This is a genomic window from Fluviispira vulneris, from assembly GCF_014281055.1.
Classification (GTDB): domain Bacteria; phylum Bdellovibrionota_B; class Oligoflexia; order Silvanigrellales; family Silvanigrellaceae; genus Silvanigrella; species Silvanigrella vulneris.
In genome coordinates, this window is record NZ_JACRSE010000005.1 from 268,817 (window position 1) to 293,692 (window position 24,876).

Sequence of the window (24,876 nt, forward strand, 5' to 3'; positions counted from 1 at the left end):
GGCTCTTCCTGGAAAGTCTTAAGCATTTTTTGCATATTTAAAATACTTAGCACTTTCTATTGCTAAATCCCGATAACTTTTTGGTTTTCCTTCTTTTAAAAGCCATTTTTCGAACCATATAAGACATTCTTTAAATCGATCTTCTGAAAGAATTCCCCTAAATTTTTGGATAGCAAGAAATACGCCGTATGAAATTAAAACATCAATTGCACAGTACTCCTCTATTTTATCTGATGCTTTATTAATGTAAAATTCCGATGCTACTTGTGAACCATCCATACCACTTAATTTTCCAGCAAGTCCCATCGATTGCGCAAGAATATCTAAGCCAATGCGTGCATTTTTATTGTCAAAGTTTGAAACAAAGCTCATAAGATCGAAGACTTTATCAGATGCATATTTATAACGATAAGAATCATTTCCAAGATTTTTTACATAATCATCAATTGGACACGTTATAAAATGAATGAGACTTCTTTGCTCTATAACCATTAAATCGAAATTAGAAATATTATATCCACAGAATGTAACAGGTAATTTTTTTAATTTGTTTCTTTGGTAATCACTCATATAACGATCATTCATGGTCTGATCGTACCAATACTTATGAAAATCTTGATGTTTTATAGAAAAAGCCCAAAACTCTTTTAGGATGTTTTTCTCTGCTTCTTTTAATTCACTATAACTCTCAACGTTTCTGATAGTTCGCTTAAATCCATCCATAATTTGATATGTTTCTGGATCGATAAAGATAGCACAAATAGAGAGCACACAATGATAAATTGTTTGAGGGAAATCAATTTTAGTCTGCGATTTTATCTCTTCAAGTTTTGCGTTATCATTCCAATGAGACTCTTCATTAAAAACAAATTTATTTTCGAGTCTGTCTTGATAATTAAGGAATAATAATGGTATATCAGGAACGGTTTCTATGTCGAAAATAAGAATAGGTGCTTGAGGTCGTTCATTTTTCAATAGATTTCGAGATACATTCATAGTCATATTTAGTTAACTCATTTTTTCATTGCGGTGATTCACAAAATCAATATGATAATATTTTAGATTAAAATAAAGTCAATAATATTTTAACAACAAGTTAAGTGGGTAGGATTTGCTTTTAATATTTATAATTGTTTAAAAGTTTTTTTTTAGAAAAAATTCAAAATCTGAAATTCTTTAAAAGTTTTTCATCAACTGAGTTTTCTGTCAATGGATAATGCTCCACCGCCTTTTAATATAAGTGCAAGCGATAAACCAATAGCAAGAATAAAGAATTCGAACCCCTCACCTGTTTTTGAGCCAGACCAATTCATAAAAAAACCATTTGAGATATGCATATACATTGCGACTGCCATCACAGAACCCACTCCAAATGCAGCCACACGTGTTACTCCCCCAAATATCAGACCTAAACCTCCTAGAAATTCTGCCAAAATGGCTAAAAAGGCGAAAAAAAGCGGAATACCTTCCACTTGGTTCATATATTCCAATGTTTTTGAAAATCCCCCTCCGCCAAATATGCCAAAGGTTTTTTGCAGACCGTGGGGTAATATCATGCAACCAAGCGCAACGCGCATAATAAGTGTTGAATACTCTGAATTCGTCTGAAAAATAAATTTACCGATACTTTTTTTCATTATCTTCCTTTTCCTTTTGATTCATAACGATTAGAACATATATGTACGCAATAACTCTTTTCTAGAAACGTGAAACAATTTAAATTACCAGTTTGCTGATAAAGATCAAATGCAAACCTAATTTAATTTTTTACTTGGAATAAATTGTTAATTTTAAAGGAATATATCATATTTAGAAAGACATAATATGAAATTACAAATGAAAACGATGCTAAAATTAATGCGCTTTTGGCCACCATATTTAGGAGCAGGAGTTTATATTAATAACATATCTGACGATATGACATCATTAAATATCGAGATGAAATTTAAATTCTGGAATAAAAATATTAAAGGAACACAGTTTGGTGGTTCTCTTTATTCAATGACAGATCCATTTTTGGTTTTGTTACTTATGCATCATCTAGGTAATGATCATATTATTTGGGATAAATCAGCGACGATTCATTTTAAAAAACCAGCGGAAACTAAAGTCTTTGCTAAAATATTAATAACCAAAGAACAAATTGATGAAATACGTAAGAAAACTGCGAATGGAAATAAAATGGAACCCATTTTTAATATTTTTATTAATGATGAAAATAACAATATAATTGCTGAAGTTGAAAAAACACTCTATATACGCAAAAAAAGCTCCCAAAACAAATAATTGTGTTGGGAGCTTTTTTAACAGGAATCACCACTCAGTTCATTATTGAGCGTTGCGAGCCTTATTTACATAAGCAGTCAAACGGCTGATACGACGAGCCATATTGTTCTTATGAATTGTACCTTTTTTGCGAGTCTTAGCAATAACAGATTGAGCTGCGCGAAGAAGTTCTGCAATATTTGAGAAATCCTTTTTTTGTACAGCTTCAATAACTTTTTTTGTTGCTGTTTTCATTGCGCTCATGTTTGCACGGTTACGAAGACGACGAACTTCGCTCTGACGAGCGCGTTTTTCGGAAGAAATATGATTAGCCATGTGAAGCTCCAATATGCTTAAATAAGTAAGTGCTGCTTGAAAAATGAATGTTGGCACACAAACTTGCTTGAACCGATTCCAACATCCAAAAACATGACTCAGGAGCTACGGAAACCTAAGTCAATAAAATATAAGAAATTAACCTTGGCTTTTTGCAAGCTCAGCAAGGTCAACTTTTTTAATTTTAAGAAGATTTGCAACAGTATTCGTTGGACGAGCGCCAACGCCATACCAGTGTGCCATTCTGTCTGTTTTAAGTTCTACAACAGAAAGCTCAGGCATAGGATTGTAATGTCCAACACGCTCAATAAAACGGCCATTACGCGCATTACGAGAGTCTGTAACAACTACGTGATAAAAAGGGCGACCTTTACAGCCAAAACGCTGAAGTCTAAACTTGAGAGCCATATTAAAAACTCCTAAATGGGCAAAGCCATCTATTGGGCACTTGCTGCTGAGTGAGGATCCACAGATACCATATCTGCGGTCGAAGCTCGCACAGGGTGCGTTGCCAGAAAAAAACCATGCAATCTTGCACAGCAACTGCCTCTGATAAATTCTTATAGAATGAAAGTCAAGAAAATAAGCACTTCACCCATGAAAAAGAAAGGACACAGCTGTGGCTTGGAAGCTACACAACGGTTTGATATAATTTCAAAAATCGAGGTGACTCCGTGAGTTTACAGACCTTAGGAAAAGCTCTTTACATTACTGACTCACCCAGCACTGAGGAGGTTGTCCGAGCGGCGCTCTGGCGCTGTGGCGCACGGGAGATCAAAAACGCCCGCACAACCGCAGAAGGCCTTGATATTATTACAAAAAAAGGATTTAAACCCCATTTTGTCGTTGAAGATCTAAAAACGATCGATAAAATCCGCTTTTTCCCCGCACGCTTTCCCGACGCGAGCCATAAATTTCTTCCTCCACCGCCGTGCCTTGCCATCTGTGACAAAGCGGATCAAGAAGAGATAAAACTTCTTAAAACAAGCCTTTACAGTAATTTTATTCTCAAGCCTTTAAATGAAAGTCTTATAGAGGAGCGCATTCGCAGCTCATACATAAAGAGTTATTCATATGCAAAAGGAGGGATGCTGAGTGAAGCGATTCAATCCCTTATTAGCAGTCATAAACTAAAAGAAGCATATAACTTGCTCGTCCCTGTGCTTGCTAAAAAGCAAAATTCAATAGAATATATCACGTTATTATCTAAAATTCTATTTGAGCTCAAAGAATTTGCTTTTGCAGAAAAAACAGTAAAACATCTTTTAGCTAGAGATAAAGAGAATTTTTCAGCAAAAAACATGCTGGCAAAAATCCTAATCGCAACAGGTAAACACAAAGAAGCCGAAAAACTTCAATTATAAAAACCTGTTTAAGATAAAATTGAATGGAGAAAATATGCAAAATATTAAAAATATACTTTGTGTTACAGATCTTTCACAAGTATCGATCAATGCGGAATTAGCAGCAATGCGTCTCACTCAGATGTTTGATGCTAGAATGACAGTGCTCAGTTGTGGCCAACATTATTTACATGAACCAAATAAATTTTTAAATGATGATGTTGTTCAACCAAAAGATAATATTGCGCAGAGTGAAGAATATAAAATTTTTTTAGAACAAAAAACATTGGAAACTCATGATCATTTTAAAAAAATTTCAGAAAGATTTCATGTGAAAATTCCTGAAAATATTGAATATAAAATTAAACTTGAAAATGAAGTCACTGCTACTATAGATATTTTGGAAGAGCAAAGCAATCACATTGATCTTATTATTGTTGGGAAACAGCAGAGTTCATTTTGGGAAAGAATATTATTTGGTTCTCCCGCAAAAGAAATCGCAATTGAATCTAAAGTTTCGACTTTAATTATGCCATCAAGTGAGGAGTGGAGCTCATGGGTTCCTATTGGGATTTTAGCCGCATCTGCTCTTAACGAAACAAGTGAGTTTGCAGAAGAAATGGCCGCATTATTTGCAGCAAAAGCAAACTGTCCACTTTTGCTATTACACGTTTTTGACTCCACAACGACCCATTTAGACATGAATATTTCCCATATTTTTCCAATTGATTATATTCCATCACAAATTCAAACAGATACGATAGATGAAATCAAATCGCAAAAAACGGAAGAAATTAAAAAAATAAAACAAAATTTACAAAATAAAACTGGTTTTATGAATATTAGCACTCAAATTGATGTCGGCAGAGTCGGTGACGATATTTTAAAACTTCTAAAAAAAGATAAAAATAAGAACTTGCTAATCATTGGAGCAAGAGGAGAAAGTGCATTGAAAAGATTTTTCTTAGGTAGTAAAACATCTTCGATTGAAGAAGCGTGTCTTGTTCCTCTTTTAGTAGCACAAAAAAATTAGATATAAAATTTCATTTTTTTTTATGGCAATTATTTTTGAAATAATATACTCTTCACATTGACTTTATTGCACAAAGGAGTGTCTTATGCCAATTCAAGTTGCAGCACATGGTTTCGAACTTACAACGCCACTAAAAGAAGCTTGTGAAGCAGAATCTAGAGACAAACTGCATTCAATTGCACTCAATCATATAAAAACTAAATGGACTTTATCTATACAGCGGGAAGAACAAATTGCCCATTTAACTTGGGTTGATGGCGCATTTAATGGAGATGTTACAGTTAAATCAACTGATATGTATAACAGCATTCACCAATGCGCAAAAAAGGCTGTGGAACAATTGAAAAAAAGCCATGCTAAGAAGCAAGATCACCATAAAGATTCCAGAAGTATTTTTTATGCACAAGATACTGAGTAATATTTCTAATATATCTTAATAATAAAAACTCAAAATATTTATTTATTTTGAGTTTTTATTTTTTCTCTGCTAAATTTAAAATTGATAATATCTGATTTATTCCTTGAGTATCATCTGCTAAATGAAATGATTCTATCCCTTTTAAAGCATATTCATCATTTGCTAAATTAAGTGAATAAGCACATTCATATAATTTACCTGAAATCTGGAAAAAGCCTAAGGTCATGTAAAGGGCAGCGGGTTTAGCACAAATTTCTGAAATATTTTTTTTACTATAACTCTTTTTATGGCCATATTTTTGCATACTTTCTGTTACTTTGCGATCCTGTTTCGCCAGTTCAATTGCGGTTTTGAGTTGTTCCTTGTTGTTAGCAGAGGAAAATTGTTCAGAACCGAAGCCTTCTTTACTTAAAGAGTATAAAACTTCATATAAATTCAATGCTGCAAAAAAATACCCATTTTCATGTAAATAAATTGCATCATTCTGCATATTTTCAGGATTGGTTTCTTCATTCTGTGAAACAAGAATATCTTCGTACTGAGGTAAATCCTCATATGACATGACCATATTTTTATTTTCTGAAGCACTCTCTATGGCTTTACCATAGATGATTTGATATTTTTTAATATTAAAAAATGCCATTAAGAACAATATATTTAATAGAATAATACCTATATAATATATTTGATGTCTTTCAAAAAAATTTTTCTTTAATTGCACTGAATTTGCTGACGACAAAATAAATTTTAAATTCCATTTATGCCTTGTCGTTAAAGCAAATCCAAAAAGAATTCCAGCAAGCGATCCGCCTAAATGAGCAGCCCAGTCAAAAATTGGAATTGAAAAACCAAAAATAATATTTAATACTAAGTTTACTAACAAAACTCTACCAAACTGCATTCCCTGAGTAGGTCGCTTAAATTGTTTTGACAGTCTTTCTTCATATTTTTGAATAATAAATAAACATAATAACAAACCAAATAAACTACCCGATGCACCAACAGATAAATGTGGCAACAAAGCAAAGCTGCAAAAATTTCCAGTTATACCTGCAACAAGATAAAGAATAAATAAATTGCGCGGTCCAGCTATCATTTCAAAAATTCGACCAATAGACCATAGGCCAAACATATTAACAAGAAGATGCACGAGATTTGCATGCATAAAAATTGGAAAAAAAAGTCTTTGTAATTGTCCAGAAGCTATCAAACCATTTTCTTTAGCTCCATAAGCAACCAACAGATCGTAGCCTGGTCCTTGAACTATTTTTGTTAAAATATTTCCAGACTGGGAGCAAATAAAAAGATAATATATGATATTAATAGCAACGATCGTAAAGCTAGCTAAACTATATTTTCTAAATAAAAACCTTCTTCTATTCTTACTTATCATAAATAACTTTCCACAGCTGATATAAAACGTATCAATAATATTCTTTTAGAATTTCATTCATAAAATGTTTTGCATTTTTATTTTTACTTTTCCTCATAACAGACTTGAGTTCAGAAACAAAGTAATCTATCGTCTGTCTATTTCCATGATACCATGCATAACTTATACTATTTATATTTGTTCCGGTCTCATGCACTGTATTCATAAATTGTTCTCGAATAAATTCATATTTTACTTCATTTTCTCTAAATAATTTACAAAAACTTTCGAGCGTTTTATCCAATTTATCTTTGGAAATTATTTTTAAAACGTTTCTATTTTCTAATAAATTTTTATTAATAATCAAACCCAATAATAGATTGGTTATAAATTTTGCTTTTTCTCTCATAAAAATTTCATTATCATAAATACATGAATAAAAAAGTTGTGGAAAAATAATATTTGAGTCAATAAATTCGTTTTTATAAGTTCCATAAAAAATTTTATTTCCACCTGTATTCTTCACTAGAGTTCCTTTCTCATCGTGAGTACGCATATATCCTGCAATTAATAAAGCTCTTATTACTTGAATCGTTATGGCTACCTTTTTACTTAATTTTAATTGAAAATTCTCGATCTTCTTCTTATCAATAAGTCCATTGTTCAAAAAAATAATTGTAATTATCTTCTCTTCAACTATTTCTTTGGATATCAATAAAATATATTCAAAAACTCGATCAGAAAACTCAGGTGGTAACGTGACGTAAAAATAAATATTCGAACTTTTTATTTTGGAAGAAACAATATGTGGGATTTCACTTAGCAACATAACTTGCAAATCTTCTTGCATTCTTGTCCCATCGACATATTCAATTGTGAGAGGATGAACTGTCCGAGATTTGCTCAGGATAAAAAGCGAATCTTGAGGAAATGCAATTTTGAGAGTGTGGGCTAAAAATAACCCTACAGCACCCGCGCCAACGACTATGCGACATTTTGAATTATGCAAATTTACAATTTCTTTCCGCTCAGTCCTCAAAAGCACTTCAATTCTCCTACAAAACAGAGTATGGCAGACTCTGATATTGATGAGGGATACGAATAATCTACACTCAAGAGCTATAACACAAAATTTTGCAAAGAATGGCTCACTTGTTCATACTTCTCCAGCGAAGTTCAGAACAAGCATAGATACACTTATCAAACCAAATGAAAGGCCTAAGATCTCAATGACTGAAAAAAACGATATTTGCTATGAGTTAAAGATAAATATCAGTGAGGAATATAAAGATATTCTTGCAGAATTATTTGCTGAGCTCGATATTCATGATTTTGTCTTAGGGACATTAGAATGCGATGTCGAAGCCGAATACAACCCACTGGACCCCAAACATGATTATTATTCCGAATTAGCTCATAATATTCCTGTTATTTTATATAACAATGATAAAGAATATCTGCTCTCTATTCAAAGCGCATTGATGCATTTATTTCCAAAGGTAAATATCCCATTCGATGAAAAGACTTTTATGATTCAAGAATTGGCGGATCAAGACTGGAAAGAAAGCTGGAAAGAATCTTTCCGCCCTATTTTTGTACAAAATATATTTGCTATCATTCCTCCTTGGGAACAAAGTAAAAGTTTCACGCAAAAACATAAAATTATCATAGATCCTGGAATGGCTTTTGGCACTGGACAACATGAAACCACTCGCTTGTGTTTAGAGACCATGCTCAATTATAAAATTCCAAAAAAAGTACTCGATGTTGGAACAGGCAGCGGTATATTGGCCATAGCAGCACAGAAGTTAGGAGCTGAATTTATTTTTGCCAATGATCTCGATCCCGATTGCATGCGCATTGCTGAAGACAATGCTCAAACAAACAATGCAGTAGGTATCCAGTTCACCAACACACCCATTGAAGATATAAAAGAAACCGATTTCGCTTTGATTATTGCCAACATTCAAAGCAGACCTTTAAAAGCTATAATGCCCTCTATTAGGGAGCATATCGCAGATAAAGGAATTGTTATTTTATCTGGTATACTTGTATCTGAGCGAGAGGACTTTCTCGCTTATCTTGCAGAGAAAAATATGAACTTCCTCGCAACCCACACTATGGGCGATTGGTGCTCAATAGTTTGCACCAAATAACTGCAAACACTGAGGATGATGTTTCATTCACAGACTGCGATGATTTTCGTCGCACAAAATAGGAAAACAGGAATGTCCGATTATCAATTCGATGTCGCTCTCATTGGTTCTGGCCCCTATGCTTGTTTCACCGCACTCTTATTAGCTGAACAAAATATGTCGGTGGGACTTATTATTCCCGAAAATTCACTCCCCATCGATTCCTTCTTATCCTCACTCAGTGCCTGTTGGCCAACTCTGAATGACCCACCCACGCGGGCGGACGTGGCGCATGGGCACGATGTTGCTCTGTATCTCAATGATTTTTGCAGCAAAGGCGTTCATTTTTTTCAAGAAAAACTGCTTCCTTTGCTGGGTGATGGAGAGAATTGGCTTGCAAGCAAATGCCTGAGAATAGGTTTGAAAGATTTTGAAAAAGAAGAGCTTGTCACAGCCCAAAAACTTGGTTTCTCTCTCCAGAAAACTGCTCAGGATGGTGTCTATCTTGAAAATGAAAAAGCACTGCTATGCAAAGATAAAAAATTATTGCAAAAAAATATTATAAGTGCTTTGAATAAATTTAAAGTAACAGTCATTCCTTCAAAAGCTATACAATTAAAAGAAACTCAAAACAAATGCATTATTGAACTCAATAATAAAAAAACAATTGAGAGCGAAGTTGTTGTTCTTGGAAATGGCTTAGAAATTGCAAAATTAATCGCTAAATTTGAAAAATATCTTATCCCTATGAGCGATTGTTTATACGAATATGAAGCAGAGACAGATAAAAAAATTCCTATTGAACCTATTTCATTTCGCGCTTCCAATGGACATATTTGCGGAACATTTATTCAAAATGAAGATAAAGTTACTTTAAGAATTTCTGGTCCTCGCTTTTTACTTCCAGGAGCAGGGGCGGGTATTAACTTAACAGAGACTAAAATTCCCGATAAAACTTTTATAAATATTGAAAAATTTCAACAGGAAATTGTTTTTCCTATTTTTGCAAAAGAACTTAGTTTTACTTCTGTAAATGATTTTCAAAATACTTTTAAATTTAACTTAACAACAAAAAAAATATTAGCTGACTGTTACCCCTGTGACGAACTTCCCTTACTGGGAGAATATGGAAAATTAGGTCGTGTTCTAGGCAACACGGGCTGGCTTGCCACAGGATTTCCTGCGGGCGCATGGGCAGCAAAAATCACCACCGATCTTATTTTAAATGAAAAAAGCCCTGACCTACATCCAAGACTGCGCCCCCGCAGATTGCAGACAGCATTTATTAAAAAGCATAATGACTAGTGTTTTCTTTACTCATACCTTTATTTGGTTTTTTAACTTCCCATATTATTTTTAATGAAGATGTGGGTTTCTATAAAATTTTAGCTACGATATTTATATTAATAGGTATTTATTTACTTGTTTTTGGAGTAAAAACAAAAGAAAAAATAGCAAAATTATTCAAACCTAAGTATTTTTAATCATAGATTATATATATTTTTTATAAGAGCTAAAGATAGACGTTTTTTTGCTCAGTATTAGCGGCATAAAATTTAGAAATTCTTTACGCATAAATATCTTAAATCATATGATAAAAATAGATTTTAAAGTTTAAATATAAAAATATCATTATAATATTTATCATTACTCCGTTTTAATTGCATAGAGTAAAATGTTTTTTGATAATTTCTTGAATTACATTTTAATAACAAAAATTTATTAGACTCAGAGCATTCATCAAATATATATTTTGAAGCCTTTATATATGGATAAACCAAAGCATCATTATCAATAATATTTATAAAATTCGTATCAAACTTTTTTGTATTTGAAATGAACTTAAAAGTGAACTCCGTTTCATTTAGGCTATTCTGATTAGATACTGTTAAATTATTAATTAAATTATAAATTAAATCTGGATTTATTGAAATAAATTCACTCTGAATAGAATCTAACCAATATTTAAGTAGTTTTGCAGAGTCTAAATTTAATTTCTGAGTTATAGATTTAAATGTTTTATCCAAGATATTTCCATACCTAACGTCATATGAAACATTTTGCAATTTATAACTTAAATATTCATTCAATCCTAAGCTAATATATAATGGATCGTTTAATAAAGGAGATTTACGACAATTTTCAAAGTTATCATTTGTATATTTATTAAAAGAATCTGACAGATTTTGTATTTGTGTATTCGTTAAATTCTTGAAGTCAGTATTACTGAAATAAGCCATAAGTGGAATTCTATTTCCAAAATCTAAGCTGTTAAACCAGTCTGTAAAACATCCCGTGGTAGTTTCATAGCTATTTTTTTTAATATCATAATAAAGATTCAAATTCTCATATCTTAAATTCTTGTCTATAGTTTTAGTTTTTAATAACAACCATGAATTAATTATTTCAATTTCATTATTAGAAAAACTACCTTCTGTAGGGCTAAATGTAAATACCCCTACTTCTTTTTGCAAAAATGTACCTTTTATACTTTCTATTTGTGCTGAAACATATTGTCCATAGAGCAATGAAAGTAGTACCAATATTTTTTTCATAATCTCCTCAAATATAAATAGATAAAAATGAAATTTATTTCATTTTTATCTTAAGTTCATTTCATTTATTATTTTTTCTTTAGTATTAGAAACTACCTGGTAAAATGTCTCCATTTTGATCCACTGGAGCTCTATCGTTCCTTCTTTCACCACATTGAACCGCATCAGACACACCTGAACAAGCAGTAGATTTTGCCGCTTGTTGTGCTGCATCGGTTAATGGAACTGCTAAGGTTTGTTGCTCTGGAGTACAAGTTTTATATGCTTTAATTTTTGTGTTCCACACATAACAAATGTCAGCTGCGATAGGAATTTCTGCTTTCGTACTTCCTGTTTCAATAATTTCTTTATGAATTTTTACATTTGATAGCATATTAACATTTTGAATATTTGTATGCCAATAAAAATTGGAAGCTGCTGAAAATGCACTGACAAATGCTCCAACCCATCCACTTCTCGTAAAGGCTGCAAATACATTTTGAAAACCTGAATTCGCTCCTGAATGTCTATTATTTTGCACATCTCTTTGCACGGACTCCCAATATGCTTTCTTATCTTCAGCAGCAAGAAGCGTTTTCTTAATTTGCAAACTTGTTAGCTCAGCATCTAACGCTTTTAGAACCCCATATGACGCTGAATTTATATCGCCACTGATAAGATTCATTTTACATCCACCCGTACTCGTATCTGTTCCGTCCATATTCATAGTGACGTCATTATTATAGACAACAAGTCCATCTCGAACATCAGCCCTACCTTTTAAAGACCATCCTGTACTAAAGTCACAATTCAAGATCGCATGAAAGGGTTCGAGTTTGAGTGAAGTTGTTGCATTTAAAGAAACAGGTAAAATAAATGGACCATTTCTTCTTGCAAAAGCTAGTGAACCAGCGACTGTTAGATCAAAATTTATGGTTGAACCTGTAAAATTTCCTCCTCCTCCCATTTTTAAATAGAGGGGAGTTCCGTTACTTAGAGTTTTTTTCCCAGAAGAGTCATAAACTAATTCAGTTAGAGGTTTGAAAGTAATTTTATCGACTGGTAATAATGATATTTTTATATTTGGCGCATATTTTGTTTTATAAATTCTAATATAATTTATTTCATCACTGGAAAACCCAGCAATAATATTTGAAGTTAAAGAACCTCCATTCGACGAAACTATTTGAGCTGTGGTTTCACGAATTCTATAATTTGTTGTTTCAATTGGCTCATTATCAGGGAGGCTAAATGGAAAGCCTGCATATGAAAATAAATCAGATATTTTATTATTCATTGTTTTAACTAATCCAACTGGTAATAAACTCGTATACTGATTATTTTTAATATTAATTGCATTCAGTTTATCTTCTGCCTCTTTCAGGTAGATTTTAAATCTATCTATTTTATCTTGATTATTTTCTCGTTTTGCTGCATCCAGTGCGAGTTGCCACTGATCTCTTGAATTTAATGCCGTAAAGTATTCATCAACTATAATGCTACTTTTCTTGTCTGATATTTCTTTTATTTGCGAATAACTTGAAACAGATTCTACATTATTTGTATAGGAAAGTGAGCCGTCTTCATAATTAACCGCTTTAAATTTTGGAACATAATAGTATTGATTCGGATCGCTTGAATCTTGATGAACCGAGAGACCTACAATAAAATTTATTGCCAATTTATCAGCCTCATCCATTTTTATATTTGTTGGCAATGGCAGTGAGGTTGTTTCGAACTTTGGTATTGCAAAAGACAAAGTCGGTATTAAAGCAAATATAGAACAAAACGTATAAAGCTTCATTCGAGGCTCTCCTATAAATTTTTAAAATAAAACTGTGAGTAGATCATGCTATTGATGAAACAAAATTTGTCAACTAAGAAGATATGATTTATATAAATAAAATGGGGAAAAAATATTTTATAATTAATATAATTTTTTTTATTTAAAATTTAATATTTTAAAACTTATTTTTAATTTATCAATGACTATATACTAGAATAGTTTTAAATAAATGTAAGTGAAGCATACTTGATATAAATGAACAGGATTAAAATCAAGACAAAGGATTATTATAGAATCTGAGTGTAAAACAATATTTTATTGTTTTACACTCAGACTCACCAAACGATTCTCCTTTAGTGAATGAGCGATAAAATCTTCTGCACCTTGTGCTTGCAAGAATAAAGCTTTGATTACATCTAAGACTGCGCCCAAGCAAATTGCAGTAAGCATTTATTAGAAAACATGAAAAGACTTAAAATATTAAATATATATGAAATTTTTAAAATTTATCCGCATTTTTATAAGTAAAAATATTTTAACTCTTTTTTTCTAAATATATATTCTGAATCATTAAAAAACATTTATCCATAACCAGAGTTTATTGCTAATAAGATAAGATAAAAATTACAAATTAAAATATTGGTGCTAAAACACAACCAATTACATATGTTGAGCAGCAACCGCTCACTATTTAGTAGAGGAAAAAAAGTCATGAAGATTAAGAAAAAACTTTATATTTTAATTTCAATCGTTTTTTTGGCTCTCATTTTTTTCACAGTTAAAACTAATTTCACTGCTAATCATAAGGATATATTAAGCATAAATATGGCCGCAGCCCCCTCTATTCCTTGGGATGAAGAAGGAGCACCTGTGCATGTGCTCGAGACATTTACCGAGGCGGTGCATGGCAACCTTATCCCCTTTGGTGATTTCAATATGGAAAATGCCGTCAATCAAAATACTTTGCTGAGTGGTTCTTTTTGTACAGAAAAAACCTGTTATGCCAACGTCAAAAAGGGAATTTATTTTCACAATGGGCGCGAGGTCTCTGCGTATGATGTTGAATTTTCTCTTATCAAAGATTTATTTGAAAAACCGGAAGCAACATTTGCATACACTTTACTGGAAGATTTAGAAGGTATAGAAGATAAAAATGGGAATGTAATGTCTCCTTTAAAAAGGAAAGAACTTGTGCAAAAAAATAGCATTCTGTACCCGACAGGACTGTTAAAAAGCATTGAAGTCATTGACAATTATAATTTAAAATTCCATCTCAAACGGAAGAATAAGTTTTTTTTCCAAAGAATTTCCTCAGCCCATTTGCCTATCGTGCCAATTGAAGAATTGACAGACGATTATAAAAAGTGGAAGAAATACCCTATTGGCTTTGGTAAATACAAAGTTGTCAATGCGATTATGGCCAACCACGAGTATTTTTTAAAAAAAGTCAATCCTAAAGAAAATATTCCTAGCAATATAAAGTTATTTTACGCTGACAATGACGTTGGCGACATAAAAATGCTCTTGGGTGGGACGCAACGAGGAACTCAAGCAAATGATAAAATCATTATTTTCCCAAATATATACTCTAATGGTGGATTTCTTTTTAATTATCAAACAAAACTTGGACAGGATCCAAACTTCCGTAAAGCCATTTCCCTCGCACTAGACAGGGAAAAAATAGCGGCTAAGGGAATACATAAGGAGCTCATACCGGAAGATCAAATGCTCCCCAATTTTGGTTGGCAAAAGAATTACCGTGCAGATATTCCAGTCCAGCAACAGGATCTTGCGCAAGCAAAGGAATTATTAAATAAAGTACCGCATGAGCTCTGGCAAAATAAAATCCTTACAATCCCCTGCTACTGGGAAGATGCAAAAGACGTCAATACCCTGCCATATATTCAAGAGATAAAAACGGAGTTAAAAGAATTGGGATTGAAGGTTGAATTTCAAAGCAACGTGGAAGGTTATGATAAATTCAAGGATGGTGATGAAAATGTCCTTTGGTTCACAGGCTTTGCCTTTGCCAGCGATGACCCAAATAAAAACTTTGCCCACTTCCTCAAAGGTTCGTACTTTGCCCATGAATACCCAACGGATCCTGAATACGAAAGACTTTTTCAGGAATCCTCTGCCAATTCTTCGAAAATATCTGAATCGACTAAAAAATTGAGCGAATATTTCACAAGAAATAATATTATGGTTATTTTATTTAACCAAAGAGTATCCTACGCCTACGATAGCAAAAAAATTGCCTCTTTAGGTGAACAGTACAGTGGAATTAAGTTTGAAATCTGGAAAGTAAAGATGAATGATTAAAATGAAATATCATTTGAAAATCCCTTTAATATTTTTTGCTCTAACATTATTTGCAGGTTTAATATATTTTATAGGTAATAATAAAAGCAAATTGTACGCAGACTTTATTCAAATAAACAATAATGAAGTGATTACAGTCAATATGTCTGAATTCCCCCAAATTCCTTGGGGAGATGACAACTCCATCACAGTGCATGTTTCAGAAACTTTTAGCACAGCTGTGCATGGGAGTTTAGCTAATATAAATCACTTGCGAAACGTAGAAAAAGCCGATGAAACAACTCTTTTAAAAGATTATATTTGTGAATCGGCTAACTGCATTGCAACTTTAAAAAAAGGTATCCGTTTTCACAATGGGCGTGAAGTGACTGCCTATGACATAGAATTTTCTTTCTTAAGACAGCCATTGATAAAAAAATTCGATTTTGCTTCTTCTATTTTAAACGATCTGATCGACATTGAAAATACAGCTAACAACAAAATAAATTATATTACAGTTAACGGAATTCGCTATCCGTCAGGTATTATAAAAGGAATAAATGTTAAAGATATCTATAATATTGTTTTTCATTTTAAAAGAGAAAATAATTTCTTTTTCCAAAAAGCCTCTGAAGGTAGAATCCCCATCGTACCCATAGAAGAATTCGATGATCAATATATTCACTGGAAAAAATATCCTGTTGGCTTTGGCAAATATAGGGTGATCAGCGCCGATTATAAGAATTTTAAATTTACCTTAGAACGTGTTCGTGCAGTAAAGAATATCCCCAAATATATAATGCTAATTTTTTCGGTGGAAGATATCGGCGATGTTAAAATGTCACTTGAAGGTCCAAAACGGGGATTATCGCCCTATGATAAAAAAATTATCTTTCCAAATATATCTTCCAATATGGGCTTTATTTTTAATTATCAATCAGAACTAGGAAGCAATCCCAACTTCCGCAAAGCTTTATCCCTTGCGCTGGACCGGGAAAAAATTGCGCGCCTTTCTCTGCATGGAGAGATGACTCCAGAAGACCAGATGCTGCCCAATTTCGGCTGGTACAAAGAGTACCGAGCAAAAATAGAAATTCAAAAACAAAATATTACTGAAGCAAAAAAATTTCTTGAAAGCGTTCCTCATCATCTGTGGAAGAATAAAAAAATAGCTATCCCAACCTTTTGGGCAAATATCAATTCCCTGGATTATATTCGTGAAGTCAAAGCACAACTTAGTAAAATTGGGCTCGAAGTCGAATTTTTGGAAACCGATCCAAACTACACCGAATTCAGAGAAAATGATCCGAACGCTATTTTCTGGTCCGGCTTTGCCTTTGCCAGCGACGATCCCAACCGCAATTTTGCCTTCTTTTATAAAAGCCCCATCTATGTGCGAGAATATCCGAACGATCGCAAATTCGATGAATTGTTCTTGGCATCCACACAATACATGAGCAATGGACCACTTTACACGCAAAAACTAAGCGAATACTTTACCAAAAATAATATTATGGTCATAGTGGCAAATACCCGTATGGTGGTTTCATACGACACACGAAAAATTGCAAGCCTAGGCTTACAACCCAATGGCTCAAAGCTATTACTTTGGGAGATAAAAGCACACGATTAATAATAAATATTTTAAGGGTATTGAAAATTTATGAAATTTAATATTTTCTATTTCATATACATATATATACCTTCTTTTGTTATCTCTATCATAATTGTGGTTATTAATATTTTTTTCACCTCCTCGCAATTAAAAGATTATTATCTCTCGACCTATGGCTACACAGAATATCTCATGCAAAACAATTACTCACTCGAAGCATATAAACGTTTAGTTGAAGTGGCTTCATCTATCAATGTTTACGAAAGAGTAGAAAAAAGTAAATATTTTGCTGCAGAAATTTGGGAGTGCGAACCTTGTGTTGCTGGGGATTTTCCTCTCTGGCATACGAATACTTCTTCTCTCTATGAAAATGTTAAATATATTTTTGATTATGATTTTAGAAAAAAATATCCATCAATGCTGATCTACAATGATTACCTAATTATATCAGTAAATTTCCCAATCTATTCATATAAAATAAATGCGGATAAGGTGAGTAAAAATAAAAAATACACCCTTAAATTTTATAAAAAAATCTTAGATTATGACTTCATAAAACATGATTCAACATTTATTGAAGCCTTTTTTATTTTAAATTTTTATGTTTATCTAATATTACTTGCTATTTTACCTATCCCTATTTTTCTTTTCAAAAGAAAAATTGAACAGAATACTGCCCGAGATCTTGCCTCACAAACGCTTGAAAATGTAAAAAATATGATTGAGCATGAACTTATCAATCAAGAAAATATCTTAAAATACCCATCGGACTTTGACACGACTCTCCAAGCTGTCTTGCATCACAATAAAGTAGCGCAAATCACTTTAAAATCTATTTTAATTGAAAGTTTAAATCCACTCGATATATTACAGGATGTTTGGAATGGTATAGGCAATAGTAAGATCAAACTTACTTGCAGTATATCCATCAGAAATAAATTACGCTTTGACAAAACCACCTTATACTTGATTTATAATACGATTTTAAAAAATGCGACCCACGATAGTCTTGGCACTAAAAAAATTCATGTTGATATTAAACAGTGCAGTTCTTTCCGCACCCATAAAAGAATTGTTTTCAAAATAAGCAATGATGGTATACCCATTGAGAAAATTAACCGCGAAAAAATATTTCAAGGATATTCTAACAAAAAAGAAGGACATGGAATTGGTCTAAAAAATCTGAAAGAAATATTAAAAAAATCAGGTAGCGATTTGATTTTGTCAAAACAAGAGAAAACCTGCTTTATATTTGAATTAAATGTTTCGGATGAAAAGTTTAATCTAATAAAGTCTATGACTATTCCATGCCTGTTTGAAAAAGAACAACCTGTCCCAAATCCACTCACTTCTGAGAACTTGCCGTGGGTGGTCGTTCTCGAAGACAACGAAATGATATGGCGTGGTTGGAAAAAGCGAATGACAGATGCAAAAATATTTCTATTTAAGACACCAGATGAATTCTTTTATTTTCTAGATGAAGAAAAAATAAATGAGCGCCCATTTCTTTCAAAAGTTAAAGCTATTGTTTCCGATTTCGATTTTGGCAACGGCGTTAATTTTATAAATTCCAATTTGATCGGCGGGCTTGAAAATGAGGAAGAAGAGTTTTCAGGAAAGCTAATATTATGCACAGGTTTTAATGAAAAAATACAAGAAAATATTCCAGTATACATGAGAGAAAAAATAGATTTATTTTTTCAGAAAAAACATATTTCATACTTTGAATTGCAAACCATGATCGATGAGAAAGAGAAAGGGATAGTCTAGAAATTATCAACTAAATTCTTAATTCGGGTAAAGTTCTCACCAAAAAAGCATTTTTTATGGATCATTTTTCGAGCAATTAAAGAAAACTTTTCCATAGGTATTTTTAGTCTTCTGATAAGTACTAAAATACGCACAAGTTCTCTGCGTGATTCAATGGATAATTCTTTATCAATTTGAATAATTTCTTTTAAAAATTCAGATGTATTTTCGTTTAAATGTAAATCCTGATTTGTCGTCATAAAAAAAATCTGAATCAATTCTGGATAAGTGATTCCAAAATATTCACTTAACCTTGTCACAAGAATATAGTCATCTAGAATTTTGATAGGATTTTCATAAATCCTTTGTAAAGTCTTTAGACTGATTCCAAGTCTATGCGCCATTTCCTCTCGAGACTCTAAAGAAAATGTCAGAAAATATTCAACTTGTGAACTTGATTCCTTTAGGGCTTTAATTTTAAATTGATTATCTGAATTGCCCGAAATAACAAGCAGCATTTGGTTTAATTTATGTACAATATTGTTAGCGACAATTATTTCCATTTTAAACTCATTTTTATAATAATATTTGAAAAACACGATTTAAAAGATGATCTTCAATCGAGAAAAAGCTTTTTTCTTTCTCGGATTAAAGCACAGACTTCACAAAAATACAAATATTTTTTATACTTTATTGCAATGCTACCCATAATAAATCAATTGTATTTTTTATTAATTACTTTTTTTCAATCTCAAAAATGATCGTTTATCGATCATTTTGTGTTTCGTGGTCCTTTTAAACCGTTTCCTTGTATCGCAGAATGACACCCTAAGTATTCATACTTATTTATTTTTTCTATTTCTTATAAATAAAATGAATACAAAAGTGACTTTTTTATTTTACGCATGATTAATAATAAATTTAAAATTTAATTTTTAATAAACCCAAAATACTTTTTTTATATTTTAACCATAAAAACATTAGACCAGACAAGTTTGTCTCCAACCTTACATATTCACTGATTAAATCTTGCTAAAATTCATGCATGCAACTTATATTCTAATTAAAGATAGACTTAATAAAAATTTGGGTCTATCTCTATAACATCAAACATATTCAATACGCTTAATAAGACTATTGTTAGTATAATTAATAGAGTTTATTTTCGTATTACTTAATAAAATATTTTCTAATAAAATATATTTAAATTCAATTTGTATTTTATATTGCCTTTAGGAGGATAAAATGGAAGCTTTAATCAATAAGATTTACGAAGATCCTATTTGCTCTTTAAGAAACTTATCAAACATGCAGCTTGATTATTTTTATAATTATTTTAAGCATGAATATTTTTATCAATCACATTATTCAAGCCAAGAATGCTTTAAAGACAAAAAACAAGTGTTAAAAATTTATCGATCAATTAAAAAAGAAAAGTTCAGACGATTACCAGAAACAATTTAAAGCACTATCAATTTGCCCAGACTTCACGTAGTACTTTTAAAGAAAGTTCTGCAATAATAGGTTCAAAAGATTGCTCACCTGAGACAACAAGATCTGCTTTATTCTTTCCTGGTTCTACGTAAATATTATGCATCGGACTTACGGTGGCTTTGAATTGATTTTGCACAGACTCTGCCGTTCTACCTCTTTCTCTTACATCTCTTTTTAATCGTCTTTCGAATCTAACTTCTTCAGGTGCATCAATAAATATTTTATGATTTATTCTTTTCTCAGTATCTGAATCGTTAAATAATAAAACACCTTCAACAATCACTATCGGTTTGGGAGTTACAATTTGATTACCAATCAAACGGCAATGTTTGGCAAAATCATACATAGGCAAGGTCACACATTTGCCAATTGCAAGTTCATCTAAATGGGAAACTAATAGAGAAAATTCGATAATATCTGGATGATCAAAATTAATTTGTTGGCGCTGTTCAAAAGAAAGGTGAGTTAAATCTTTATAATATGCATCTTGACTGATGTGTAAAACGTGATCTTTTCCTAAAAAATTCACTAACTGTCGACAGAAAGTGGTTTTACCACTGCCGGATCCCCCACAGACACCAATTACATAGGGTTGAGAAATGCCACTGTCACCTGCGTGTGTCATTCCCTTCGCTTTTCGCACTTTATGCTCAAGAGAATGCAGTTTGTATGCGTGTTTTTGCCACATAATTCAACTTCCTTTGTAAATATTTTCCAAAACAGCAGATTTTTAGCCCCAAATGCATACAAATGCAAGTGACCTTTCTAAAATGTTGCAAAAATCAAATCAATAACTACACTTACCCATGTACTCAGCTTTTATAGTTACTCATTACAGGGATCTTTATTTATGAAGTCAATCCTCTGCTCTACAGCAAATTTTTCTCTGCAGGTATGCGCAAACCATGAAGATAATTCAGGAACTCATATTTTGGGTGGTGTTTCATTTGCGAAAATCCCACGTATTCTCATTGCCAAATGCGGACTAGATGGACATGATCGAGGAGCAAAATACATAGCCCGCGCACTCCGTGATGCAGGCATGGAAGTCATTTACACTGGAATTCGTCAATCACCTGAAGATGTTGCAATGACCGCAGTGCAAGAAGACGTCGATCTCGTAGGTCTTTCACTCTTATCTGGTGCGCACAATACTCTCTTTCCTAAGCTTTTGGACGCTTTAAAGCTAAATGGTGGTGAAGACATACCTGTATTTGGTGGCGGAGTGATACCAGACACTGACATTCCTCATCTTAAATCCTTAGGGGTAAAGGCCATTTTCACCCCAGGCACCCGCGTCGAAGATGTAATTATCGAAATAAAAAAAATTCTTGAAGGATAAAAAAATGACACTTTCAACCGAAGGATCCATAAAAAAATTAAGAGAAGTTCGAGTTAAAACTTTTGAAGGTGGTGGGGCAAAAAGAATCGAAGCCCAGCATGAAAAAGGAAAAATGACTGCGAGAGAGCGTATTTATGAGTTGCTCGATCCCAGCTCATTTGTCGAGCTCGGAGCATTTGTTACCCACAATTGCGATCAATTTGGCTTAGAAAAACAAAAGTTTTTAGGGGATGGAGTGATCACGGGCTATGGGACGATTGGGGGACGATCAGTTTATGTTTTTGCCCAAGATTTTACCGTATTAGGTGGTTCTCTTGGTGAAATGCATGCGAAGAAGATCTGTCAAGTCATGGAACTCGCCATTCAAAATGGAACACCCATTATAGGTTTAAATGACAGCGGTGGAGCACGCATTCAAGAAGGTGTTTCAAGTCTTGGGGGGTATGCAGACATTTTTTATCGCAACACCCTTGCCAGCGGTGTCGTTCCACAAATTAGTGCCATACTTGGGCCTTGCGCTGGTGGAGCTGTCTATTCACCCGCTATAACTGATTTTATAATCATGACTCAAACGACTTCACATATGTTCATCACAGGACCAGATGTGATTAAAACAGTCACGGGGGAAGATGTTGATTTTGAAACGCTTGGGGGAGCTGATACTCATTACAGCAAAAGTGGAGTTGCAGACGCATCGTGTATCGATGAATATCAAACGATTTCTTTTATAAAAAAATTATTATGCTATATTCCTCAAAATAACTTAGAAAGTCCTGCAATTATTCCATCAACAGATCCTGTCGATAGAGCTGATCCAGAACTCAACTCTATAATTCCAGATAATCCAAACCAACCTTACAGTATGCGTGAAGTTATAAAAAGAGTTTGTGATTTAGACTCATTTCTAGAATTACAAACCTCATTTGCTAAAAATATGATCATTGGTTTTGCTCGTTTAAACGGTAACTCAATCGGAATTGTTGCAAATGACCCAATGAACTTAGCAGGGGTGCTTGATATCAATGCGAGTATTAAGGCAGCAAGATTTGTACGTTTTTGTGATGCATTTAATATTCCCCTCATCGTCTTCACCGATGTCCCAGGTTTTTTACCAGGAACAGATCAAGAATGGCGAGGAATTATTAAGCATGGTGCAAAATTACTGTATGCCTTTAGTGAAGCTACAGTCCCACGCTTTACAGTAATAACTCGGAAGGCTTATGGAGGCGCTTATGATGTCATGAATTCAAAACATATAGGTGCTGATTACAATATTGCTTGGCCAACAGCTGAAATTGCTGTGATGGGGCCAGAAGGTGCATGCAATATTATTTTTAAAAATGAAATTTCTAAGGCCTCAAATCCTGACGAAAAAAGAAAAGAACTTATTCAAAATTATAAAGACACCTTTGCAAATCCATATGTAACAGCGCAAAAAGGATTTTTAGATGATATTATCGAACCTAAATTAACAAGAAAATATCTAATAAATGCACTATTAATAAATAAAAATAAGCGAAAGAATTTACCTAAAAGAAAACATGGCAATATTCCTCTTTAATAATGCTATATATTTTCATTTTTAATTAAAGGCGAAGCGAATGAGTCAGAAAAAAAATTATGATCTAAAATACAAACCATTTAAAAAAGTCCTCATAGCAAACAGAGGTGAAATTGCTGTGCGCATAATTCGTGCGTGTCGAGACTTAGATTTAAGTCCTTTGGCAATTTATTCCTCAGCAGATCTCAATTCGAGACATGTCGCGCTTGCCGATGCTGCAGTCTGTATTGGCAACGGTCCCAGTAACGAAAGTTATTTAATAATTGATAATATTATAAATGCAGCGAAAGAATTAGGAGCAGAAGCTGTGCATCCTGGGTTTGGCTTTCTCTCTGAAAATGCTGAATTTGCCAATGCTGTTCTTGCTGCAAATCTAATTTGGATTGGCCCATCTCCACTCGCAATCCATACAATGGGCGATAAAACAGTCGCAAAAAAAAAGGTAACAGAAGCTGGAGTGCCTTGTTGCCCAGGGAAAAACGATCCTTTAAAAGATATAAAAGAATTAAAAGAAACTGCACAAAAAATAGGATATCCAATAATCTTAAAAGCCGCTGCAGGTGGGGGCGGAAGAGGAATGAGAGTGGTTCGCTCTGATAAAGATCTCGGTCAAGCTTTTAACTCCTGCCAAAAAGAAGCTCTAAGTTACTTTGGAAATGCAGATGTATTTTGTGAAAAATATATTGAACATCCTCGACATATTGAATTTCAAATTCTAGCTGATAGCTATGGAAATATTGTGCATTTATATGAAAGAGATTGCACAATTCAAAGAAGGCATCAGAAATTAATTGAGGAGGCACCATCAAGTTATATCAACGAAGAAACTAGAAAAAAGATGGGAGATATTGCTGTCAAAGCAGCAAAAAGCGTGGGATATGTCAACGCTGGAACAGTTGAATTTATTTTAGAATCCCCAACTCAATTTTATTTTATGGAAATGAATACACGTATTCAAGTTGAGCATCCCGTGTCAGAAATGATCACTGGAGTAGATCTTTTACAAATGCAATTAAAAATTGCTATGGGAGAAAAAATTCCATTTGAGCAAAAAGATCTCTCAATCCGAGGATGGGCGTTTGAGGCAAGAATCAATGCAGAAGATCCGTATAACAATTTTAGACCAGACCCTGGTACTGTCGAGGAAGTAGAATTTCCTGCAGGTCCTGGCATCCGTGTAGATTCACATATTTACACTGGTTATAAAATACCCGAATTTTATGATTCAATGATCGCAAAATTAATTGTCTATGGATTCAATAGATCTGATGCAATGAATAAATTGAAACGTGCTTTAAATGAATTTCACATCGAAGGTATTCAAACCACAATTCCTTTTCATCAAGCTCTTCTTGAAAACAAAGATTTCCTTGCAGGAAATTACTCCACAAAATTTATTGAAGAAAATGAACACCTACTTGAAGAAGTTGAAGAAAAAAGAGATGACATATCAGTTTTTGAAGCGTGTGCTATTGCTATAAAAATAGTTGAAAATAAAACTCATGGCGAAGCAAGACCACATACAATAATTGAAAGTCAAGAACCATGGAAGATTGCTTTTTTAAATGAAAGCACACGAAGATAAATGGAGT

The 24,876-nt window shown here is 33.0% G+C and carries 23 protein-coding genes; 13 read left to right on the forward strand and 10 right to left on the reverse strand.

Annotated elements, in window-relative coordinates:
• Positions 1-18: 18 nt before the first annotated feature.
• Both H7355_RS12705 and H7355_RS12710 read right to left on the reverse strand, forming a co-directional pair.
• Positions 19-1,002 (reverse strand): hypothetical protein, encoded by a 984-nt coding sequence (locus tag H7355_RS12705; protein WP_186648141.1) that lies wholly within the window; start codon positions 1,000-1,002, stop codon positions 19-21.
• A 188-nt stretch (positions 1,003-1,190) separates the two neighbouring features.
• The gene (locus tag H7355_RS12710; protein WP_186648143.1) at positions 1,191-1,637 is read right to left on the reverse strand and encodes a DoxX family protein; all 447 of its coding nucleotides are present in this window, start codon (positions 1,635-1,637) and stop codon (positions 1,191-1,193) included.
• Between the two features lie 187 nt (positions 1,638-1,824).
• Here H7355_RS12710 and H7355_RS12715 point away from each other — a divergent pair, with 187 nt between their 5' ends.
• The gene (locus tag H7355_RS12715) at positions 1,825-2,286 is read left to right on the forward strand and encodes a DUF4442 domain-containing protein (RefSeq protein WP_186648145.1); all 462 of its coding nucleotides are present in this window, start codon (positions 1,825-1,827) and stop codon (positions 2,284-2,286) included.
• 42 nt (positions 2,287-2,328) lie between these two features.
• Here H7355_RS12715 and rpsT read toward each other — a convergent pair whose 3' ends face one another.
• Complete coding sequence (rpsT, locus tag H7355_RS12720; protein ID WP_130611712.1) at positions 2,329-2,601, reverse strand: 30S ribosomal protein S20; 273 nt, start codon at positions 2,599-2,601, stop codon at positions 2,329-2,331.
• Positions 2,602-2,739: 138 nt separating this feature from the next.
• Positions 2,740-3,009 (reverse strand): 30S ribosomal protein S16, encoded by a 270-nt coding sequence (gene rpsP, locus H7355_RS12725; RefSeq protein ID WP_186648160.1) that lies wholly within the window; start codon positions 3,007-3,009, stop codon positions 2,740-2,742.
• Between the two features lie 266 nt (positions 3,010-3,275).
• Here rpsP and H7355_RS12730 point away from each other — a divergent pair, with 266 nt between their 5' ends.
• The 3 genes from H7355_RS12730 to H7355_RS12740 all read left to right on the forward strand — a co-directional run bounded on the left by H7355_RS12730 (position 3,276) and on the right by H7355_RS12740 (position 5,395).
• Complete coding sequence (locus H7355_RS12730; protein ID WP_186648162.1) at positions 3,276-3,965, forward strand: tetratricopeptide repeat protein; 690 nt, start codon at positions 3,276-3,278, stop codon at positions 3,963-3,965.
• 34 nt (positions 3,966-3,999) lie between these two features.
• The gene (locus H7355_RS12735) at positions 4,000-4,977 is read left to right on the forward strand and encodes a universal stress protein (RefSeq protein ID WP_186648164.1); all 978 of its coding nucleotides are present in this window, start codon (positions 4,000-4,002) and stop codon (positions 4,975-4,977) included.
• An 85-nt stretch (positions 4,978-5,062) separates the two neighbouring features.
• The gene (locus H7355_RS12740; RefSeq protein ID WP_186648166.1) at positions 5,063-5,395 is read left to right on the forward strand and encodes an HPF/RaiA family ribosome-associated protein; all 333 of its coding nucleotides are present in this window, start codon (positions 5,063-5,065) and stop codon (positions 5,393-5,395) included.
• 55 nt (positions 5,396-5,450) lie between these two features.
• Here H7355_RS12740 and H7355_RS12745 read toward each other — a convergent pair whose 3' ends face one another.
• Positions 5,451-6,788, reverse strand: a complete 1,338-nt coding sequence (locus tag H7355_RS12745) for a rhomboid family intramembrane serine protease (protein ID WP_186648168.1) — start codon at positions 6,786-6,788, stop codon at positions 5,451-5,453.
• 31 nt (positions 6,789-6,819) lie between these two features.
• Positions 6,820-7,812 (reverse strand): hypothetical protein, encoded by a 993-nt coding sequence (locus H7355_RS12750; protein ID WP_186648177.1) that lies wholly within the window; start codon positions 7,810-7,812, stop codon positions 6,820-6,822.
• 43 nt (positions 7,813-7,855) lie between these two features.
• Between H7355_RS12750 and H7355_RS12755 the strand changes: the two genes are divergently transcribed.
• Complete coding sequence (locus H7355_RS12755) at positions 7,856-8,923, forward strand: 50S ribosomal protein L11 methyltransferase (RefSeq protein WP_186648179.1); 1,068 nt, start codon at positions 7,856-7,858, stop codon at positions 8,921-8,923.
• 72 nt (positions 8,924-8,995) lie between these two features.
• Positions 8,996-10,207 (forward strand): FAD-binding oxidoreductase, encoded by a 1,212-nt coding sequence (locus H7355_RS12760; RefSeq protein ID WP_186648182.1) that lies wholly within the window; start codon positions 8,996-8,998, stop codon positions 10,205-10,207.
• A gap of 302 nt (positions 10,208-10,509) precedes the next feature.
• On the opposite strand, the gene H7355_RS12765 is transcribed toward H7355_RS12760, so the two are convergent.
• A complete protein-coding gene (locus H7355_RS12765; protein WP_186648183.1) occupies positions 10,510-11,457 on the reverse strand; it encodes a hypothetical protein in 948 nt (315 codons plus the stop codon).
• A gap of 85 nt (positions 11,458-11,542) precedes the next feature.
• Positions 11,543-13,240 (reverse strand): hypothetical protein, encoded by a 1,698-nt coding sequence (locus tag H7355_RS12770; protein ID WP_186648185.1) that lies wholly within the window; start codon positions 13,238-13,240, stop codon positions 11,543-11,545.
• Between the two features lie 693 nt (positions 13,241-13,933).
• On the opposite strand from H7355_RS12770, the gene H7355_RS12775 reads away from it, so the two are divergent.
• From H7355_RS12775 to H7355_RS12785, 3 genes are all read left to right on the forward strand, one after another.
• Complete coding sequence (locus H7355_RS12775; RefSeq protein ID WP_186648187.1) at positions 13,934-15,544, forward strand: ABC transporter substrate-binding protein; 1,611 nt, start codon at positions 13,934-13,936, stop codon at positions 15,542-15,544.
• Complete coding sequence (locus H7355_RS12780) at positions 15,537-17,156, forward strand: ABC transporter substrate-binding protein (protein ID WP_186648196.1); 1,620 nt, start codon at positions 15,537-15,539, stop codon at positions 17,154-17,156. The genes H7355_RS12775 and H7355_RS12780 overlap by 8 nt, the downstream gene beginning before the upstream one ends.
• A gap of 174 nt (positions 17,157-17,330) precedes the next feature.
• Positions 17,331-18,908, forward strand: coding sequence for an ATP-binding protein (locus H7355_RS12785; RefSeq protein ID WP_186648198.1), 1,578 nt, complete (start codon positions 17,331-17,333; stop codon positions 18,906-18,908).
• Here the strand turns inward: H7355_RS12785 and H7355_RS12790 are convergent.
• Complete coding sequence (locus tag H7355_RS12790) at positions 18,905-19,450, reverse strand: hypothetical protein (protein ID WP_186648200.1); 546 nt, start codon at positions 19,448-19,450, stop codon at positions 18,905-18,907. The two genes, H7355_RS12785 and H7355_RS12790, sit on opposite strands and share 4 nt — an antisense overlap.
• 682 nt (positions 19,451-20,132) lie before the next feature.
• Here H7355_RS12790 and H7355_RS12795 point away from each other — a divergent pair.
• Positions 20,133-20,351, forward strand: a complete 219-nt coding sequence (locus tag H7355_RS12795; protein ID WP_186648202.1) for a hypothetical protein — start codon at positions 20,133-20,135, stop codon at positions 20,349-20,351.
• A gap of 7 nt (positions 20,352-20,358) precedes the next feature.
• Here H7355_RS12795 and udk read toward each other — a convergent pair whose 3' ends face one another.
• Positions 20,359-21,069, reverse strand: a complete 711-nt coding sequence (gene udk, locus H7355_RS12800; protein WP_186648204.1) for a uridine kinase — start codon at positions 21,067-21,069, stop codon at positions 20,359-20,361.
• A gap of 162 nt (positions 21,070-21,231) precedes the next feature.
• On the opposite strand from udk, the gene H7355_RS12805 reads away from it, so the two are divergent.
• Genes H7355_RS12805 through accC form a run of 3 tightly spaced genes read left to right on the forward strand, consistent with a single transcriptional unit; the run spans position 21,232 to position 24,869 of the window.
• Positions 21,232-21,723, forward strand: a complete 492-nt coding sequence (locus tag H7355_RS12805; protein WP_186648206.1) for a cobalamin B12-binding domain-containing protein — start codon at positions 21,232-21,234, stop codon at positions 21,721-21,723.
• 4 nt (positions 21,724-21,727) lie between these two features.
• Positions 21,728-23,284 (forward strand): acyl-CoA carboxylase subunit beta, encoded by a 1,557-nt coding sequence (locus tag H7355_RS12810; RefSeq protein WP_186648208.1) that lies wholly within the window; start codon positions 21,728-21,730, stop codon positions 23,282-23,284.
• Positions 23,285-23,324: 40 nt separating this feature from the next.
• Positions 23,325-24,869, forward strand: coding sequence for an acetyl-CoA carboxylase biotin carboxylase subunit (gene accC / locus H7355_RS12815; protein WP_186648211.1), 1,545 nt, complete (start codon positions 23,325-23,327; stop codon positions 24,867-24,869).
• Positions 24,870-24,876 lie beyond the last annotated feature (7 nt).

Excerpts from the sequence above, each read along its gene's own strand:
- H7355_RS12745 (WP_186648168.1), bottom strand. The coding sequence starts at position 6,788 with ATGATAAGTAAGAATAGAAGAAGGTTTTTATTTAGAAAATATAGTTTA.
- H7355_RS12795 (WP_186648202.1), top strand. The coding sequence starts at position 20,133 with ATGGAAGCTTTAATCAATAAGATTTACGAAGATCCTATTTGCTCTTTA.
- rpsT (WP_130611712.1), bottom strand. The coding sequence starts at position 2,601 with ATGGCTAATCATATTTCTTCCGAAAAACGCGCTCGTCAGAGCGAAGTT.
- H7355_RS12740 (WP_186648166.1), top strand. The coding sequence starts at position 5,063 with ATGCCAATTCAAGTTGCAGCACATGGTTTCGAACTTACAACGCCACTA.
- H7355_RS12810 (WP_186648208.1), top strand. The coding sequence starts at position 21,728 with ATGACACTTTCAACCGAAGGATCCATAAAAAAATTAAGAGAAGTTCGA.
- H7355_RS12715 (WP_186648145.1), top strand. The coding sequence starts at position 1,825 with ATGAAATTACAAATGAAAACGATGCTAAAATTAATGCGCTTTTGGCCA.
- H7355_RS12775 (WP_186648187.1), top strand. The coding sequence starts at position 13,934 with ATGAAGATTAAGAAAAAACTTTATATTTTAATTTCAATCGTTTTTTTG.
- accC (WP_186648211.1), top strand. The coding sequence starts at position 23,325 with ATGAGTCAGAAAAAAAATTATGATCTAAAATACAAACCATTTAAAAAA.
- H7355_RS12735 (WP_186648164.1), top strand. The coding sequence starts at position 4,000 with ATGCAAAATATTAAAAATATACTTTGTGTTACAGATCTTTCACAAGTA.
- H7355_RS12780 (WP_186648196.1), top strand. The coding sequence starts at position 15,537 with ATGATTAAAATGAAATATCATTTGAAAATCCCTTTAATATTTTTTGCT.
- H7355_RS12755 (WP_186648179.1), top strand. The coding sequence starts at position 7,856 with ATGAGGGATACGAATAATCTACACTCAAGAGCTATAACACAAAATTTT.
- H7355_RS12705 (WP_186648141.1), bottom strand. The coding sequence starts at position 1,002 with ATGACTATGAATGTATCTCGAAATCTATTGAAAAATGAACGACCTCAA.
- H7355_RS12805 (WP_186648206.1), top strand. The coding sequence starts at position 21,232 with ATGAAGTCAATCCTCTGCTCTACAGCAAATTTTTCTCTGCAGGTATGC.
- H7355_RS12710 (WP_186648143.1), bottom strand. The coding sequence starts at position 1,637 with ATGAAAAAAAGTATCGGTAAATTTATTTTTCAGACGAATTCAGAGTAT.
- H7355_RS12790 (WP_186648200.1), bottom strand. The coding sequence starts at position 19,450 with ATGGAAATAATTGTCGCTAACAATATTGTACATAAATTAAACCAAATG.
- H7355_RS12770 (WP_186648185.1), bottom strand. The coding sequence starts at position 13,240 with ATGAAGCTTTATACGTTTTGTTCTATATTTGCTTTAATACCGACTTTG.
- H7355_RS12785 (WP_186648198.1), top strand. The coding sequence starts at position 17,331 with ATGCAAAACAATTACTCACTCGAAGCATATAAACGTTTAGTTGAAGTG.
- udk (WP_186648204.1), bottom strand. The coding sequence starts at position 21,069 with ATGTGGCAAAAACACGCATACAAACTGCATTCTCTTGAGCATAAAGTG.
- H7355_RS12760 (WP_186648182.1), top strand. The coding sequence starts at position 8,996 with ATGTCCGATTATCAATTCGATGTCGCTCTCATTGGTTCTGGCCCCTAT.
- H7355_RS12765 (WP_186648183.1), bottom strand. The coding sequence starts at position 11,457 with ATGAAAAAAATATTGGTACTACTTTCATTGCTCTATGGACAATATGTT.
- rpsP (WP_186648160.1), bottom strand. The coding sequence starts at position 3,009 with ATGGCTCTCAAGTTTAGACTTCAGCGTTTTGGCTGTAAAGGTCGCCCT.